The sequence below is a fragment of the Falsochrobactrum tianjinense genome (assembly GCF_019100495.1).
GTDB lineage: Bacteria > Pseudomonadota > Alphaproteobacteria > Rhizobiales > Rhizobiaceae > Brucella > Brucella tianjinense.
Map to the genome: position 1 here is coordinate 195,104 of NZ_JAHRVA010000001.1, position 15,979 is coordinate 211,082.

The following is a 15,979-nucleotide window of genomic DNA, read 5'->3' on the forward strand; positions in this document are numbered from 1 at the left end:
AAATGGTGCCTATGAGCGCCCCGATTACAGTTTTGAAATTGTTCCTGCCCGATGAAGCTGCTACGCAGCGCTTCGGGGAGGATTTCTCCCTCGCCTTGCAAAAAGGTGATTTCGTCAGTCTGTCGGGGGACCTGGGAGCGGGAAAATCCTCGCTCGCTCGCGCCATCATCCGCACTATCGCCGACGATGACGGGCTGGAAGTGCCAAGCCCGACCTTCACGCTGGTGCAAAGCTACGAGGCATTGCGGCTTCCCATTGCCCATGCTGATCTCTATCGCATTTCGCATGGCGAGGAACTGGACGAGCTTGGGCTTGCGGATTTCCTCGAAGAGGGTGCAGTGCTTGCCGAATGGCCGGAACGCGCCGAAGGCTTCCTGCCCGAAGCGGCATTTGCCGTAACACTGACCCATGAAGGGGCAGGGCGGCGTATCGTCGTCGAAGGCGGGCAGGCGGCGATTGCGCGTCTGCAACGCTCGCTCGCCATCCGCGCCTTTCTCGATGCAAATGGCCGCGCCAATGCCGCGCGCCGCTATCTGCAAGGCGATGCATCGCCACGCAAATATGAGACGATTACCAGCGCTTGCGGCATAGAAATTCTGATGAATGCGCCTGCCCTTCCCGATGATCCGCCGCTGCGCAACGGCAAATCCTATCGGCAGATCGCCCATATTGCGGAAAATATCCGCGCTTTCGTGGCCATTGGCAGGCTGCTGGAGAGTCATGGCTTTCGCGTGCCGCAAATGCGCGCCATGGATTTCGATGGCGGTCTTCTGGTGCTGGAAGATTTTGGCACGCAGGGCGTGCGCGCGCCCTCCGGCGAACCGCTGGTCGAGCGCTATGAGGCGGCTGCGCGTTTCCTCGCTCACCTGCATGGCGTCAACTGGCCTGACCGCGTGCCGCTTGAAGGCTACCCCGATCATGTCATTGCCCCTTTCGATCGCGAGGCCATGATGATGGAGGTCGATCTTGTCGGGCAATGGTATGCGCCGCGCATGATGGGCCGCCAGTTGACCAAGGCTGAAAGCAAGTCTTACGCTGCGGCATGGGATCAGGTTTTTAACGCGATTGCCGATGCGGAGCAAAGCCTGCTGCTGCGCGATTATCATTCGCCCAACCTGTTCTGGTTTGCGCAGGCGCAGGGCAAGGACAAGATCGGCACCATCGATTTTCAGGATGCGATGATCGGCCCCGCCGCCTATGACGTGGCGTCGCTGGCGCTCGACGCGCGGGTGCGAATATCGCCGCAGATCGAACAGGCCACGGTGAGCGCCTATTGCAATGAGCGTCGCAGGCTCGGCCACGTCTTCGATGAGGCCGAATTCCGCAAGGAATATGCCGTCATGGGTGCGCAGCGCAATGCCAAGCTGCTGGGGCTTTTCGTGCGCCTCGACGAGCGCGACGGCAAGCCGCATTATCTCAATCACCTGCCGCATATCCATGAATATCTGGAGCGCGTGCTGCAACATCCGGTGATGGAGCCGGTAACTTCGTGGTTCCGCAATCTTGGTCTGTTACAGAAAAGGGCAGGACGATGAAAATGCCTGATACGGCTATTATGCTTGCCGCCGGTCTTGGCAAACGCATGCGTCCGATCACCGAAACGATACCCAAGCCGCTGGTCGAGGTTGCAGGCAAGCCGCTGATCGACTGGGGACTGGATGCGCTTGCAGAGGCAGGCGTACAAAAGACGATCGTCAATGTGCATTATTTAGCCGACAAACTAGTAGGGCATCTTGCTGGCCGCACCGCGCCGCAGATCGTCATTTCAGATGAGCGTGAGTGCCTGCTCGATTCGGCAGGCGGCATCGTCAAGGCGCTGCCGCAGCTTGGGCACGGCCCCTTCTTCGTCTTGAATGCCGACACGTTCTGGGTGGGCGACACCGTAAAGCCCAATCTGGCCGCGCTAGCCGAATTCTGGGACGGTGCCCGCATGGATATTCTGCTGATGACGGCAAAATTCTCGCAGGCCACCGGCTTTGACGGCAAGGGCGATTTCGTGACCGACACTGAAGCGCGCCTGCGCCGTGCGCGCGATGCTTCGGGTGAGCCATTGATCTATGCGGGTGTGGGCATTGTCCATCCGCGTATTTTCGCCGGTGCCGAGCCGGGCGTTTCATCGCTCAATCAATATTTTGACGCAGCCATTGCGGCAGGGCGTCTTTATACTATGCCCATGACCGGACATTGGCTGACGGTGGGCACGCCTGACGCGATCGGCGAGGCGGAGGCTGCCTTATCGGTTTTATCATGAGGGGAAGGGCGACAGCATGAGACGGCAACGATTGTTCTCCATTCCGTCCGGCACGCCCTTTCTGCCTGCTTTCGCCAAAGGACTGCTGGAAGGCAGGCTGATTGAAGGTTTTCCCGGCGATCCGTCCGATCCGCTGGCGCTGGCCAGCGCGACCATCTATGTGCCGACGCGGCGCGCGGCGCGTGCATTGCGCTCGCTTCTTGTCGAAATGAATCCGGCCAAGAGCGCCATCCTGCCCACTATTCGACCCTTGGGCGATGTGGACGAGGATGCAGCCTTCTTCAATGCGGGTGCGGCTGGTGTTTTCGATCTCAACCCACCCATCGGCAATGCCGAACGGCTTCTCCTCCTCGCGCGGCTGATCCGTCCCTGGCGTGAATCCCTGCCTGCGCATGTGCGCGCGCTTTTCGGCGTGGACGATGTGTCGGTTCCGGCCACCACCGCCGATGCCATCTGGCTGGCGCGAGACCTTGCAGGTCTTATGGATCAGGTCGAGACCGACAATGCCAGATGGAGCGAACTGGGGAGCATTGCCCCCGAAGACCTTGCCGACTGGTGGCAGGTGACGCTGGGCTTTCTCGATATTGTGACGAAGCTCTGGCCGGATATTCTGGAAGAGCGCAAGCTTTCCAACCCCGCCGCGCATCGCAACGAACTCATATTGGGCGAGGTGGCGCGGCTGCGCGATAATCCTCCGCAAGGTCCGGTAATTGCTGCCGGCTCCACCGGCTCGATACCGGCGACCGCCGAGCTGATTTCTGTTATCGCAAAACTGCCCAATGGGGCGGTGGTTTTGCCGGGACTGGATCGCGATCTCGACGAAGCGGCATGGCGGCTGCTGGGTGAGGCAGAGGACAGTCCTTCCACCTTTGGCCATCCGCAATATGGCCTGCATAAACTGCTTCAGGCGACCGGAACCTTGCGCGGTGATGTTGAGCACATCGAAAACATGCCGCATGAAAAGCGTGTGCTCGAGCGTATTGTGAGCGAAGCCTTGCGCCCGGCGGAAACCACCGACGCATGGAGCCTGCTCAGCCATGATCCTGATATGCAGCCACAGGCTTTGCGAGTTGCTGCGCAAAAAATCGATCTGATCGAGACGGCAAACGAGCGCGAGGAAGCGCTGGCCGTGGCGCTCGCACTTCGCGACGCGATCAGTGCGGCGGGCAAGACGGCAGCGCTGGTCACGGCGGATCGCAATCTGGCGCGCCGTGTGGTGGGTGAGCTTGCGCGTTTCGGCATCGACGCCGACGATTCCGGCGGACGGCATTTGCGCGATATTGAAACCGCGACGCTGATGCGTCTGGTTGTCGAAAACATATTCAATCCCGGCGACCCGGTCGCTCTGCTGGCGCTGGTCAAACATCCGATGCTGCGGCTTGGCGGCAAGCGTATCGAGCGGCGGCTGGCGGCAGAGGTGCTGGAACTGGTTGCTTTCCGGGGTGGTACGGGCCGCGCTTCGATCATTGACCTTCCTGCTTTCTTTGATCGTCGTCTGGAAGAAAGCGCCAGCCAGTCGTGGCGGCCAGCATGGCATTCGACCATCACGCAGGAGATGATCGAGGCCGCGCGTGATCTTTGTGTCAGCCTGTCGGGGGCAGTCGCGCCGCTTGCACCCTTCGCAATTGTTGGCCGGCGAACGGAAATCGGCGAGATCGCACGCGCGACCGTTGAAGCACTCGAAAATCTCGCGCGCGACGAAAATGGCAGCGTGACCGGCTTCTATTCCGGCGAGCATGGCGAAAAGATGGCTTCCTTCCTGCGCCAGCTTGTATCGAGCGAGGCGGGACTTGATTTCGAAGCAGCCGAATGGCCCGCCATTATCGAAGCCTTGATGTCGGGCGAGACGGTCAAGCCGCATCCGGGCGGTCATCCGCGCGTCTTCATCTGGGGTGCGCTGGAAGCGCGTTTACAGACCATGGATACGGTGGTGATCGGCGGCCTCAATGAAGGTAGCTGGCCTGCCAAGACGCGCAATGACCCCTTCATGTCACGCCCGATGAAGGCGATGATCGCGCTCGATCCGCCAGAGCGCCGCACGGGCCTTGCCGCGCATGATTTCCAGATGGCGCTTGGCATGGATCATGTTGTGCTCACCCGCTCGCAGCGCAGCGACAATGCGCCAACCGTTACCTCGCGCTGGTTGCAGCGGCTTGAGACCGTGCTGGGCGCGGATGTCACAGGCGACATGCGCGCGCGTGGAAACCGCTTCATTCACTGGGCGCGGGAGATCGACCGCGCGCCAGACGTTCCCTTCGTCAAGCGCCCGCAGCCTGCGCCTCCGATCATAGCGCGGCCAAAGCATTTCTCGGTCACGGAAATCGAAACCCTGCGCCGCGATCCCTATGCGATTTTTGCGAAAAAGATACTCAAGCTGCGCCCGCTGGAGCCGCTGATCCGCGATCCGGCAGCAGCCGAACGCGGCACGCTGTTTCACGATATTCTGGGCCATTTCACGCAAGCGGGCATTGATCCCCTGTCGCCGGAAGCCGCGCGGCAGCTTGCCGAGATTGGTGGCCAGTTCTTTGCGGAAATGGACCTGCCAACGGAAATTGAAGCGGTCTGGTGGCCGCGTTTCACCGGCCTTATCCCGCAATTTCTCGAATGGGAGCGCGAGCGCGCCCATAATGTGCAGGCACGATTTGCCGAAATCGCCTCGGAAAAGCGCGAGGTCGAAAGCCTTGGCATCACTCTGTCGGGCCGCGCCGACCGTATCGACCTGATGGCCGATGGCACGGCGCAGGTGATCGACTACAAGACCGGCTCCACCCCGTCGCCGCGCCAGGCACATGTGCTTTTGTCGCCGCAACTGGCGCTGGAAGCAGCGTTGCTCATACGCGGCGCTTTCAGGGAACTGGGTCCGGTCCGGGCGTCCGATCTGATTTATGTGCGCCTGCGCGCGGGCGGCGAAGTCAAGCCTGAATCGATTCTCAGGGTCGGCAGGCCGCCATCGGAGAAGACCGCGCCCGGCCTGGGCGAGGAGGCCTGGCTGCGCCTTGCACAATTGCTGACCGAATATCAGAAGCCGGATAAGGGTTATCTTTCACGCGCGCTGCCATTTCGCGAAACCGACCTGACCGGTGATTACGATCATCTGGCGCGCGTGCTGGAGTGGTCCGCCGGCGGCGATGCTGGCGGGGAGGGCGGCGAATGAAAAAGCAGCGCGTCATACCGCCCGAAACCATCGCTGCGCAGGCAAGCGCCGCCAATCCGCTCGCTTCCGTCTGGGTGTCGGCCAATGCCGGTTCCGGCAAGACCCATGTGCTGACCGAGCGCGTCATCCGGCTGCTGCTCGAAGGCACGGATCCGTCAAAAATTCTCTGCCTGACCTATACCAAGGCTGCGGCGGCGGTGATGCAGAACCGTGTCTTTGCGCGTTTGTCCGAATGGGCGGTTCTGCCCGATGCCGATCTGGCGGAGCGGCTTTTCAAGCTGGAAACCCGTCGTCCCGGTGCGGCGCGGCTTGCGGCTGCGCGGCGCCTTTTCGCGCGCGCGCTGGAAACGCCGGGCGGGCTGAAAATCCAGACCATCCATGCTTTCTGCGAAGCGATCCTGCATCAGTTCCCGCTTGAGGCGAATATTGCCGGTCATTTCGACATGATGGATGATCTGATGCAGGCAGCACTCGTGGGCGAGGCGCGGCGCACCCTTCTGGAAACGGCGCATGGCGGTGGCGACGCGCAACTCGCAGGCGCCTTTGCCGATGTCATGCAGGCGGCTGGCGAAATGGGCCTGCAATCACTGCTTGATGAGGCGGTCAACCGCCGCCACGGCTTGCAGCAATATATCGCGACACTTGGTGCCGCCGAACAGCGCAGCGAGGCGCTGCACCGCAATTTCGGCTTCAGGCCGGATGCGCGCGAGGCGGATATTCTCAATGATCTCTGGCCGGTGCCGGAGTTTTCCGAGGATGCGCTCGATCTGATCATGTCGATTCAGAAAGGAGCCGCGCGCGCGCAGGATTTTGCCTTACAGCTCAAGCAGTTCAACAGGATGAAAAGTGTGGCCGACAGGGAAGCGGTGCTGCGCGCTGCTTTTCTGAAGACGACAGGCGACGCAAAATCGGGTTCTTATATCGGCTCGGCAGCGGTCAAAAAGCTGCTGCCGGATTTCGAGGAAGATTTCAACGCTGCTGCCGCGCGCATCGAATTGGGCCTCGACCGGATCAGGGAACTGCGTCTTGTCCGGCTAAATCTGGCGGCGCTCACGCTGATCGACAATCTGCTGCAACGCTATCACGATTTGAAACGCAAGCGCGGCCTGCTCGACTTTGAGGATCTGATTACCCGCACGGTGGCGCTGCTCGCGCGTGACGGGGCGGGGCAATGGGTGCAGTATAAGCTCGACCGCGGCATCGACCATATTCTGGTCGATGAGGCACAGGATACCAGCCCTGACCAGTGGCAGGTCATCCGTATGCTCTCTGAGGAGTTTTTCTCCGGCCTGGGCCAGCGCGATGTGCAGCGCACGCTCTTTGCCGTGGGCGATGAAAAGCAGTCGATCTATTCATTTCAGGGTGCTGTGCCGGAAGATTTCGCGGCACAAGGCACCGCGGTCAGCCTGCGCGCCGAAGATGCCGATCTCAAATTCGAGCGCGTCAGCCTCAATTTCTCCTTCCGCTCGGCTCCCGATGTGTTGCAGGCGGTGGATGAGGTTTTTGCCCGTCCCGAGGCTCATCGCGGCGTGGGCGGGGCGACAGTGCATTCTCCTATTCGCGAAAACGAGCCGGGCGAGGTGGAAATCTGGGACATGCTGACGCCGGAGGCGGTTGAGGAGCCGGATGACTGGCGCGTGCCGGTCGATCATCTTCAGGCACCGGCGATCAAGCTCGCCGAACAGATCGCAGCCACGATCCGTTACTGGCTCGATCAGGGCGAAACCATTCCGGGGCAGAACCGCAAGCTGGCTCCGCGCGATATCATGGTGCTGGTGCGCAAGCGCGACCAGTTCATGCCAGCCCTTTCGCGCGCGCTCAAGGAGCTTCAGGTACCGGTAGCCGGTGCCGACCGGCTGAAGCTGACGAGCCATATCGCTATTCAGGATCTGATGGCGCTGGGACGTTTCGTATTGCAGCCATCGGATGATCTTTCGCTGGCTTCGCTTCTCAAAAGCCCGCTTTTCGGCTGGGACGATGACCGGTTGTTCGAGCTTGCCCATCCAAGAGCTGCAGGTGAGACGCTGTTCGAGCGGCTTTATCGTGCTTCGCTAAAGGATGCGACGCTGATTGGGGTGCACAAGACCCTGAGCCGTTGGCGCAACATGGCCGACACCATGCCGGTATTCGAGTTCTATGCCCGCATATTGAGTGCGGATGGCGCGCGCCGAAAGCTTCTGGCGCGATTGGGGCCGGAAGCGGGCGATATTATTGACGAGTTCCAGAATTATGCATTGTCAGCCGAACGCGCCGGGTTGCCGGGCTTGCAGGCTTTTCTGGAAACGCTGGATGCGGCTTCGCCTGAAATCAAGCGCGAACTGGATCAGGGGCGCGATGAAGTGCGCATCATGACGGTTCACGCCGCCAAGGGGCTTGAGGGTGCAGTCGTGTTTCTGGTCGATCCGGGCAGCGCCGTCTGGACCGGAAGCCGCGCGCCAAAGCTGGTTCCTTTTGATTTTGCAAACGACGGCCCGCCGGTGAAAGGTTTTCTCTGGCAACTCAATTCGGGTTACCAGACAGGCTTTCTGGCGGCGCAGATCGAAGGGCTTAAAACCCGCGCTGAAGAAGAATATCGCCGCCTGCTCTATGTCGGCATGACGCGCGCCGAAGACCGGCTCATCATCTGCGGCTATCGCGGCTCGCGAGAAAGCGGCGAAACCTGGCACCGGCTGGTCGAGGATGCACTGACGACGAAAGCGGAAACCTTTATCCATCCGGTTTCAGGTGCGGCTGCAAAACGTTATCGCAACACGCCGCGCGGCTTGACGAGGCCTCCTGAAAGCAAGCCGGAGGAAACCGCCGCACCGCCGCCTTTGCCCCCCGAATATCTGCACCCCATGCAGCCCGAACCCGGATTGCCGCGTCCGCTGGCTCCCTCAGGTGCTTCGGCGCTGATCGAGGCGGATGAAGAACCGCCGCTCGATATGGTTTCGCCGGTGCTGGGGGCGGGCGATGAAGCTCCCGGCTTCGCCCTGCGGCGCGGCACGGCGATCCATATGCTGCTGCAACATCTGCCCGAAATGGCGCAGGCGCAGCGCGAGACACTGGCGCAGGATTATCTGGCGCGCATTGCCCCCGACTGGCAGCAAGCCGAGCGGCAGAAGGCGTGGACGAGTGTGCGCGCCGTGCTGGAGGATCCGGAATTCGCGCCGGTCTTTGCGCAGGGCTCGCGCGGGGAGGTGGCGATCATGGGCATGATCAATCTGGGTGGCCGCGATCATGCGGTGTCGGGCCAGATCGACCGCATCAGCGTCGATGAGCGCCGCGTGTTGATCGTCGATTACAAGACCAACCGGCCTCCGCCGAAGACGATTGAGGCAGTGCCCTTTGCATATCGCGCGCAATTGGCGCTTTATCGCGAATTGCTCGCTCCGCTTTATCCGGGCCGCGCGGTGGAAGCAGCGCTACTGTTTACCGAAGGACCGTTTCTGATGCCGCTTTCAGACAAAGTACTAGATGAGGCCTTGGATGCATTGAAGGCCTCTCAAGGAAAGGTGAGCAACTAGAACTTGACGGATGGCGGCGCACGCGCCACATGATATGGACAAGAAAAGCAGATTCTATATGAATCTGCAAAAGCATTTGTGAGTCCGCAAAGATATTTGCCGCTTTGGCGCGAAAAAGAGGATAGCCCCATGACAACCGTAAAGGTCGATAACAGCAATTTTCAGTCGGACGTTCTTCAGTCGAGCGAGCCGGTTGTGGTGGATTTTTGGGCTGAATGGTGCGGTCCGTGCAAGATGATCGCCCCGGCGCTTGATGAGATTGCGGCTGAAATGGCCGGAAAGGTCAAGATTGCCAAGGTCAATATCGACGAGAATCCGGAACTCGCCGCCCAGTTCGGCGTGCGCTCGATCCCCACGCTTCTACTGTTCAAGGACGGTGAACTCGCCGCCAATATGGTGGGTGCCGCTCCAAAGAGCCGCCTTGCCGACTGGATCAAGGCTTCCGCTGCTTGATAAGAGCGACTTATAGAAATGAAAAGCCCGGCCTTTGCGCCGGGTTTTATTTTAAACCGGCGGCGTACCGTTTTCCGCCAGAACTTCGCCTGCCAGATAAAGCGAGCCGCCGATCAGAATGCGCGGCGGCGCTTCGTCATGCGCCCATGTATCGCGCAGGATTTTCAGCGCATTGGCCACTGAATGCACCGGCTCCGCCGATAATCCTGCTTTCTGCGCGCTCAACGCCAGTTCGGCATTGGGAATGCCGGCTTCACTGGCAGAGACCGGCACGGTAAAGACGTGCCGTGCCATGCCGGTAAAGGCTTCGAAATAGCCAACCGGGTCCTTGGTGTTGATCATGCCGGTAATGAGGAAAAGCGGTCGCGTGGAGCGTTCTTCAAGATCGCCGAGGGCTTCGGCGATCACGACGCCCGCACCTGGATTATGTCCGCCATCGAGCCAGACTTCCGAGGCGGGGGGCGCGAGATCGACAAGGGCGCCATGGGTGAGCCGCTGCATACGTGCGGGCCAGTCCACGACCATCAATGCTTTTTCCGCCGCCTTTTCGGTAATCGTGAAACCGGCCATCTGCACGGTTTCGATTGCCGCTGCGGCATTGGCTAGCTGATGGCGTCCGGGCAGGCGCGGCAAGGGCAGATCGATCAATCCGTCTTCATTCTGGAATACCATCCGACCATGTTCCTCGAATGCGAGGAAATCCTGCCCATAGATCGAGATCGGGCAATTGAGACGGTCGGCGGTGGAAGCCAGCACTTCGCGCGCCGCATCAAAGAACTGGAAGCCCACCACGACCGGGCAGCCTTCTTTAATGATCCCGGCTTTTTCGATGGCGATCAGTTCCACCTTGTCGCCGAGATAAGCCTGATGATCGACCGAAATCGGCATGATGAGCGACGCGGCGGGCTCATCGATGACATTGGTGGCGTCGAAACGCCCACCAAGCCCGACCTCCAGTATAACGACATCTGCAGGATGTTCGGAAAACAGCACGAAAGCGACGGCGGTAAGGATTTCAAAAACCGTTATATGCTGCCCGCCATTGGCTGCCTCGACGCGCTCGATGGCGTCTGCCAGAACGTCGTCGGAAACAAACTTGCCGCCAGTCTTTGAAGCGAGACGATAGCGTTCATGCCAGTTGACCAAATGTGGCGAAGTATGGACGTGCACGGTCAAGCCGCTGGCTTCCAGAATCGCGCGGCAGAAGGCGCTGGCCGATCCCTTGCCGTTGGTTCCGGCAATATGGATGACGGGTGGCAGTTTGAGATGCGGATTGCCGAGCTTTTCCAAAAGATCGCGAATGCGGTCCAGTGAAAGGTCAAAGCCTTTTGGATGCAATCGCATCAGCCGTTCGATGACGGCATCCGCTTTTCCTGCCACGATTATGCCGCCTTGCTGTCAGCTTCGGACTGTTCAGGCGCAGGTTCAGGCATATCGGTATTGGCGGGCTGCCGTGTCATGATCTTGAGCAGGCGCGCAATGGTTTCCTTCAGCTCAAGCCGTGAGATGACCATATCCACCATGCCGTGCTCCATCAGATATTCGGCGCTCTGGAAGCCTTCGGGCAGCTTCTCGCGAATGGTCTGCTCGATCACGCGCGGTCCGGCAAAGCCGATCAGCGCGCCCGGTTCGGCAATATGGATATCGCCCAGCATGGCATAGGATGCGGTAACGCCGCCCGTGGTCGGATTGGTGAGAACGACGATATAGGGCAGCCCCGCTTCTTTCAGCATTTCCACGGCAACGGTGGTGCGCGGAAGCTGCATGAGCGACAGAATGCCTTCCTGCATGCGCGCGCCGCCCGATGCTGAAAACAGTACCAGCGGACGCTTGAGTTCGATGGCTTTTTCAAAGCCCTGAATGATGGCTTCGCCTGCGCCCATGCCGAGCGAACCGCCCATGAAGCTGAAATCCTGCACGGTGGCGACGATGGGCAGGCCCTCGATGGTGCCAAGTCCGTTGATGATGGCGTCATCCATGCCGGTGCGGGCACGATAATCCTTGAGACGGTCGATATATTTCTTCTCGTCGCGGAATTTCAGCGGATCAACCGGAACTTTCGGCGTTTCCAGCGTCGTATACTCGCCATTGTCGAAGAAGAAGCGCAAACGGTCCTTGCCCTTGATGCGCATGTGATGGCCCGAAGAGGGGATCACGAACTGATTGCTCTCAAGGTCTTTGTGGAACACCATTTCGCCGGTCGAGGGATCCTTGATCCAGAGATTTTCTGGCATCTCGCGCCGTCCGAGCATCGAATTGATCTTCGGGCGGACGTAATTGGTGATCCAGTTCATGACGTTTGGTCCCGTTTCTTGTTCTACAGTGTTCGCTGCTTAAATGGCCGATTTATTGGGCAGCTTCAAGGCGCGTCGCGCGAATGCTCTGCGCGAGCGCGCTCACAAGCTTGCTTGCTTCGGCGACAGGATCGCCCTTCGCCTTGCCATCCAGACCCAGTTCTCCGGCAACCGCATTGACGATTGCCGTGCCCACCACAACGCCGTCAGCCGCTGCACCAATGGCTGCGGCCTGTTCGGGCGTTTTGACCCCAAAGCCGACGCAGATCGGCAATTGCGTGCTTTTCTTGATGCGGCGCACCGCATCGGCGACGGTGGACGTATCGGCAATGGCCGAGCCGGTAATGCCGTTCATCGATACGTAATAGACGAAGCCGGAGGAATTGTGCAGCACCTTGGGCAGACGCTTGTCATCGGTGGTTGGCGTGGTCAGGCGGATGAAGCTGATGCCTGCTTCCATGGCCGGAATGCAAAGTTCCTTGTCCATTTCCGATGGCAGGTCGACGACGATAAACCCGTCAATACCCGATGCCTTCGCATCGGCGAGAAAGCGCTCAACGCCGTAAATATAGATCGGATTGTAATAGCCCATCAGGACGATGGGCGTGGTGTCGTCCTGTTCGCGAAAATCGGCAGCCATTCTAAGCGTCTTGACCAGCGTCTGTCCGGCCTTCAGCGAGCGCAGGCCAGCGGCCTGAATGGCCGGGCCGTCGGCCATCGGATCGGAGAAGGGCATGCCAAGCTCGATCACGTCCGCGCCTGCCTTGGGCAGCGCCTTCATCACTTCAAGTGAGGTCTGGTAATCGGGGTCGCCGCCCATGAAATAGGTGACAAGCGCCGGGCGTCCTTCGGATTTCAACTGAGCGAATTTGGTGTCGATACGGGTGGTCATACTCATGTCCCTCAGATATCCATGCCGAGCAATTGCCCGACCGTGTGCACGTCCTTGTCGCCACGGCCCGACAGATTGACGATCATAACCTGATCCTTGCCCATCGTCGGCGCCATCTTCACCGCCTGCGCGATAGCGTGCGCGGATTCGAGCGCCGGAATGATGCCTTCGACGCGGGTGCAAAGCTGGAATGCATCGAGCGCCTCATTGTCGAGGATCGGCACATAATCAACACGGCCTGTGTCGCGCAGCCATGAATGTTCGGGGCCAACTCCGGGATAATCGAGACCGGCGGAAACCGAATGACCTTCGAGAATCTGGCCGTCCTCGTTTTGCAGCAGATAGGTGCGGTTTCCATGCAGCACGCCGGGGCGACCCGCATTCATCGATGCGCAATGCTCGCTGCCATCAAGGCCGCGCCCGCCTGCTTCGACGCCGATGATCTTCACCGATGCATCGTCAAGGAAGGGATGGAACAGGCCGATGGCATTGGAGCCGCCGCCGACCGCCGCCACGATCACATCGGGGAGACGGCCTTCCTGTTCGAGAATCTGCGCGCGGGCTTCGGTGCCGATCACAGACTGAAAATCGCGCACCAGTTCCGGATAGGGATGCGGGCCTGCCGCCGTGCCGATCAGATAATAGGTGTCCTCGACATTGGTCACCCAGTCGCGCAGCGCTTCGTTCATGGCGTCTTTCAGCGTGCCGTGGCCCGCCGAAACCGGCTTCACTTCCGCGCCCAGCAGCTTCATGCGGAACACGTTGGGCTTCTGACGTTCGACGTCGGTCGCGCCCATATAGACCACACAGGGCAGGCCGAAACGGGCGGCGACGGTGGCCGACGCCACGCCATGCTGGCCAGCCCCGGTTTCCGCAATGATGCGGGTCTTGCCCATGCGCTTGGCGAGCAGAATCTGGCCAAGGCAATTGTTGATCTTGTGGCTGCCGGTATGATTGAGGTCTTCGCGCTTGAAATAGATTTTCGCGCCGCCCCCGAGGCCTTTGGCCGAGGAAATGTCACGAATGTGTTTCGTCAGCCCTTCGGCGAAATAGAGTTTCGACGGGCGACCGGCATAATAGGTCGACAGATTGGCAAGCTCGGCCTGAAATTCGGGATCGTTTTTGGCCGTCTCATAGGCATCCTGCAATTCGAGGATCAGCGGCATCAGCGTTTCAGCGACGAAGCGCCCGCCAAAAATGCCGAACATGCCTTCTTCATCCGGGCCTGTCTTGTAGGAATTGGGTTCAACCGGCTTGTTCAACGTTTCCGCTCCGTCATGTTCAGGCATGGTCGGGAGGATGATTTTTCATCCGCTCTGGCAATGGCCTGGAAAAATTCTTCGATAAGACGCACATCCTTTTCGCCGGGCGCGCGCTCCACACCGGACGACACATCTATACCCGGCGCTTTGGTTTTCAGCAGCGCCTCGGCAATGTTGCCCGCGTTCAATCCACCGGAAAGCATGTAATCGACATCCGCGTCAAGCGCATCAAGCAATGCCCAGTCGAACGCAATGCCGTTACCGCCGGGAAGTTCCGCGCCTTTGGGCGGTCTGGCGTCGAAAAGAAAACGGTCGGCTATACCCCTGTAAGGCGTGATGGCGGCCAGATCGAGGGCCTCACGAACCGCAAACGCTTTCATGACCGGCAGGCCGTAGCGCGCCTTGACATCTCTTACGCGTTCCGGCGTCTCATGGCCATGCAATTGCAGCATGTCGGGGTTAAGTTGCGCGACAATTTCATCGAGCGCGACATCATCGGTATCCACCGTCACAGCGACCACCTTCGCCCGGCCACGGGCGGCTTCGCGCAACCGTGCGGCCTGCGCTGGTGCGAGATGGCGCGGGCTTTTGGGAAAGAAGATAAAACCAATATGCGTCGCCCCGCCATCCAGAGCGGCGGTAACCGCTTCGGGCGTTTTAAGGCCGCATATTTTTACATCAAGAACCATGGCATTCCCGTCGCATAAATCGGGGCGCGACTCAAGCTGCTCACTCAAGCTGTTTTGGGGCTTCTGGCTTAATCACCGTCATAGCCCTGCACGATCAGGTAATCATACGCTTCCATGACCTCAAGGGGAACGGCTTGCGCGATCTGAAAACCTTTTGCCGGATATTCGAGAATGCGTTTTAGATCGCCGACCATTTCATGGGCCAGCATTTCAAATGTGTGGCTCTCGGTCGGCTGGTCCTCGAAAGGGGTAAGCGGCGCGTTGATGAAAGCCTTGGCTTCGGGCCATTGTCGCGCTGCTGCGGCCTGAACCCGGTGCTGGGTATGCGGTTTGGTCACAAAAATCACGCTGATCGCGCCTGGCCCAAGCTTTTCACGCGTGAACGAGATTTTCTCGCCAATATTGGTGGCGTTCGGTTCGATGATAACAGAACTTTCCGGCACGCCGCGTTCGATTGCGATTGCGGCGAAGGCTTCCGCTGCCGTGGTCTTGAAAAGCCCTTCCGTTCCGCTGCCGCCCTTGCCGGTGAAGAGAAGCGAAGGCGCCAGCCCTTCAAGATAAAGTTGCACGACGCGCTCCGCGACCCGCAGGTCATAGCTGCCAAATCCGACGATCACATCGGCCTTTTGAAGCGTATCGTAGATGCAATGGTAATCCCAAAGCACCTTTGCGGCGGTCTGAACGGAATGATTCATGAAAAGTCGATAGCCTGTAATGCGCTGCCATTGCGCTTGAGCCACGCCTTGCACCGCTCGATATCGGGGCAAAGCTCCTGGCAGAGTTTCCAGAATTTCGGCCCGTGGTTCATCTCGATGAGATGCGCCACTTCATGGGCCACGAGATAGTTTATCACGGGCGGCGGCGCCATGCCGATGCGCCATGAAAAGGACAGAACGCCGTCCGAGGTGCAGGAGCCCCAGCGGCTTTTGGTATCCTTGAAGCGGATGGCCTTGGCCTTGCGCCCGACCGTTACCGTGTGCCGCGCGACGAGCGCTTCGATATCGCGTTTGACTTCGCCCTTGAGGTAATCGGCAACGCGGCGCGGCAGATGGGCCGCATCGCCATGAACCAGCAATATATTGCCGTCGAGCAAATCCACCGTTCCGCGCCCGGCCTGATGTGCGATGAGATGCGGCACGCCGCGAATGGGTATTTTCACACCGGTCCGGATGCCGGGCTGGTCGGGTAATTTCGCGATCCGGCTTTCGAGCCAGCCTTCGTGGCGGTTAAGAAAGCTTTGCACTTCCCGCTCCGGCAATCCGGGCGGGATGGTGATGCGCAATCCCTTGCCACCCGCCTCAATACGCAGGGTCAGTCGCTTGGCGCGCGGATTCTCAAACACGCGCAACGGCAATTCACGACCGCCAACTGCGTGAACGCGTTCGCTTCTGACGGTCGCCGAACCAGCGGGGACGGAACGAAAAAAGGAAAAGCCCATTATTAAAGAATAAGTGATTCGCGCAAAAAGCCAGTAAATT

The 15,979-nt window shown here is 59.7% G+C and carries 12 protein-coding genes; 5 read left to right on the plus strand and 7 right to left on the minus strand.

The genetic code is table 11. The features are described 5' to 3' along the window. Positions 1 to 11: 11 nt before the first annotated feature. The 5 genes from tsaE (at position 12) to trxA (ending at position 9,364) form a co-directional block, all read left to right on the plus strand. Positions 12 to 1,535 (plus strand): tRNA (adenosine(37)-N6)-threonylcarbamoyltransferase complex ATPase subunit type 1 TsaE, encoded by a 1,524-nt coding sequence (gene tsaE, locus KUG47_RS00965; protein ID WP_217676098.1) that lies wholly within the window; start codon positions 12 to 14, stop codon positions 1,533 to 1,535. Continuing rightward, complete coding sequence (locus tag KUG47_RS00970) at positions 1,532 to 2,251, plus strand: nucleotidyltransferase family protein (protein ID WP_217676099.1); 720 nt, start codon at positions 1,532 to 1,534, stop codon at positions 2,249 to 2,251. Before tsaE ends, KUG47_RS00970 begins: the two co-directional genes overlap by 4 nt. 16 nt (positions 2,252 to 2,267) lie before the next feature. Further along, a complete protein-coding gene (gene addB, locus KUG47_RS00975; RefSeq protein WP_217676100.1) occupies positions 2,268 to 5,405 on the plus strand; it encodes a double-strand break repair protein AddB in 3,138 nt (1,045 codons plus the stop codon). Beyond that, positions 5,402 to 8,911: a double-strand break repair helicase AddA gene (gene addA, locus KUG47_RS00980; protein ID WP_217676101.1), complete on the plus strand. Its 3,510-nt coding sequence runs from the start codon at positions 5,402 to 5,404 to the stop codon at positions 8,909 to 8,911. The genes addB and addA overlap by 4 nt, the downstream gene beginning before the upstream one ends. A 129-nt stretch (positions 8,912 to 9,040) precedes the next feature. Beyond that, positions 9,041 to 9,364 carry a thioredoxin gene (gene trxA / locus KUG47_RS00985; RefSeq protein ID WP_109704914.1) on the plus strand — a complete coding sequence of 108 codons (324 nt, stop codon included), beginning with the start codon at positions 9,041 to 9,043 and terminating at the stop codon, positions 9,362 to 9,364. 51 nt (positions 9,365 to 9,415) lie between these two features. Here the strand turns inward: trxA and KUG47_RS00990 are convergent, their stop codons facing one another. The 7 genes from KUG47_RS00990 to KUG47_RS01020 all read right to left on the minus strand — a co-directional run bounded on the left by KUG47_RS00990 (position 9,416) and on the right by KUG47_RS01020 (position 15,939). After that, positions 9,416 to 10,708 carry a bifunctional folylpolyglutamate synthase/dihydrofolate synthase gene (locus tag KUG47_RS00990; protein WP_217676932.1) on the minus strand — a complete coding sequence of 431 codons (1,293 nt, stop codon included), beginning with the start codon at positions 10,706 to 10,708 and terminating at the stop codon, positions 9,416 to 9,418. 38 nt (positions 10,709 to 10,746) lie between these two features. Further along, the gene (gene accD / locus KUG47_RS00995) at positions 10,747 to 11,658 is read right to left on the minus strand and encodes an acetyl-CoA carboxylase, carboxyltransferase subunit beta (protein ID WP_217676102.1); all 912 of its coding nucleotides are present in this window, start codon (positions 11,656 to 11,658) and stop codon (positions 10,747 to 10,749) included. 52 nt (positions 11,659 to 11,710) lie between these two features. Then, complete coding sequence (trpA, locus tag KUG47_RS01000; protein WP_217676933.1) at positions 11,711 to 12,550, minus strand: tryptophan synthase subunit alpha; 840 nt, start codon at positions 12,548 to 12,550, stop codon at positions 11,711 to 11,713. Positions 12,551 to 12,561: 11 nt separating this feature from the next. After that, the gene (trpB, locus tag KUG47_RS01005; protein ID WP_217676103.1) at positions 12,562 to 13,812 is read right to left on the minus strand and encodes a tryptophan synthase subunit beta; all 1,251 of its coding nucleotides are present in this window, start codon (positions 13,810 to 13,812) and stop codon (positions 12,562 to 12,564) included. Then, complete coding sequence (locus KUG47_RS01010; protein ID WP_217676104.1) at positions 13,809 to 14,501, minus strand: phosphoribosylanthranilate isomerase; 693 nt, start codon at positions 14,499 to 14,501, stop codon at positions 13,809 to 13,811. Before KUG47_RS01010 ends, trpB begins: the two co-directional genes overlap by 4 nt. Positions 14,502 to 14,569: 68 nt before the next feature. Beyond that, positions 14,570 to 15,196, minus strand: a complete 627-nt coding sequence (locus tag KUG47_RS01015) for a YdcF family protein (RefSeq protein WP_217676105.1) — start codon at positions 15,194 to 15,196, stop codon at positions 14,570 to 14,572. Next, positions 15,193 to 15,939, minus strand: coding sequence for a M48 family metallopeptidase (locus KUG47_RS01020; RefSeq protein ID WP_217676106.1), 747 nt, complete (start codon positions 15,937 to 15,939; stop codon positions 15,193 to 15,195). Before KUG47_RS01020 ends, KUG47_RS01015 begins: the two co-directional genes overlap by 4 nt. Between the last annotated feature and the right edge of the window lie 40 nt (positions 15,940 to 15,979).

What these genes read in the sequence shown, in the direction of transcription:
- tsaE (WP_217676098.1), top strand. Translation starts at nt 12, where the DNA reads ATGAGCGCCCCGATTACAGTTTTGAAATTGTTCCTGCCCGATGAAGCT.
- KUG47_RS00970 (WP_217676099.1), top strand. Translation starts at nt 1,532, where the DNA reads ATGAAAATGCCTGATACGGCTATTATGCTTGCCGCCGGTCTTGGCAAA.
- addB (WP_217676100.1), top strand. Translation starts at nt 2,268, where the DNA reads ATGAGACGGCAACGATTGTTCTCCATTCCGTCCGGCACGCCCTTTCTG.
- addA (WP_217676101.1), top strand. Translation starts at nt 5,402, where the DNA reads ATGAAAAAGCAGCGCGTCATACCGCCCGAAACCATCGCTGCGCAGGCA.
- trxA (WP_109704914.1), top strand. Translation starts at nt 9,041, where the DNA reads ATGACAACCGTAAAGGTCGATAACAGCAATTTTCAGTCGGACGTTCTT.
- KUG47_RS00990 (WP_217676932.1), bottom strand. Translation starts at nt 10,708, where the DNA reads ATGCGATTGCATCCAAAAGGCTTTGACCTTTCACTGGACCGCATTCGC.
- accD (WP_217676102.1), bottom strand. Translation starts at nt 11,658, where the DNA reads ATGAACTGGATCACCAATTACGTCCGCCCGAAGATCAATTCGATGCTC.
- trpA (WP_217676933.1), bottom strand. Translation starts at nt 12,550, where the DNA reads ATGACCACCCGTATCGACACCAAATTCGCTCAGTTGAAATCCGAAGGA.
- KUG47_RS01010 (WP_217676104.1), bottom strand. Translation starts at nt 14,501, where the DNA reads ATGGTTCTTGATGTAAAAATATGCGGCCTTAAAACGCCCGAAGCGGTT.
- KUG47_RS01015 (WP_217676105.1), bottom strand. Translation starts at nt 15,196, where the DNA reads ATGAATCATTCCGTTCAGACCGCCGCAAAGGTGCTTTGGGATTACCAT.
- KUG47_RS01020 (WP_217676106.1), bottom strand. Translation starts at nt 15,939, where the DNA reads ATGGGCTTTTCCTTTTTTCGTTCCGTCCCCGCTGGTTCGGCGACCGTC.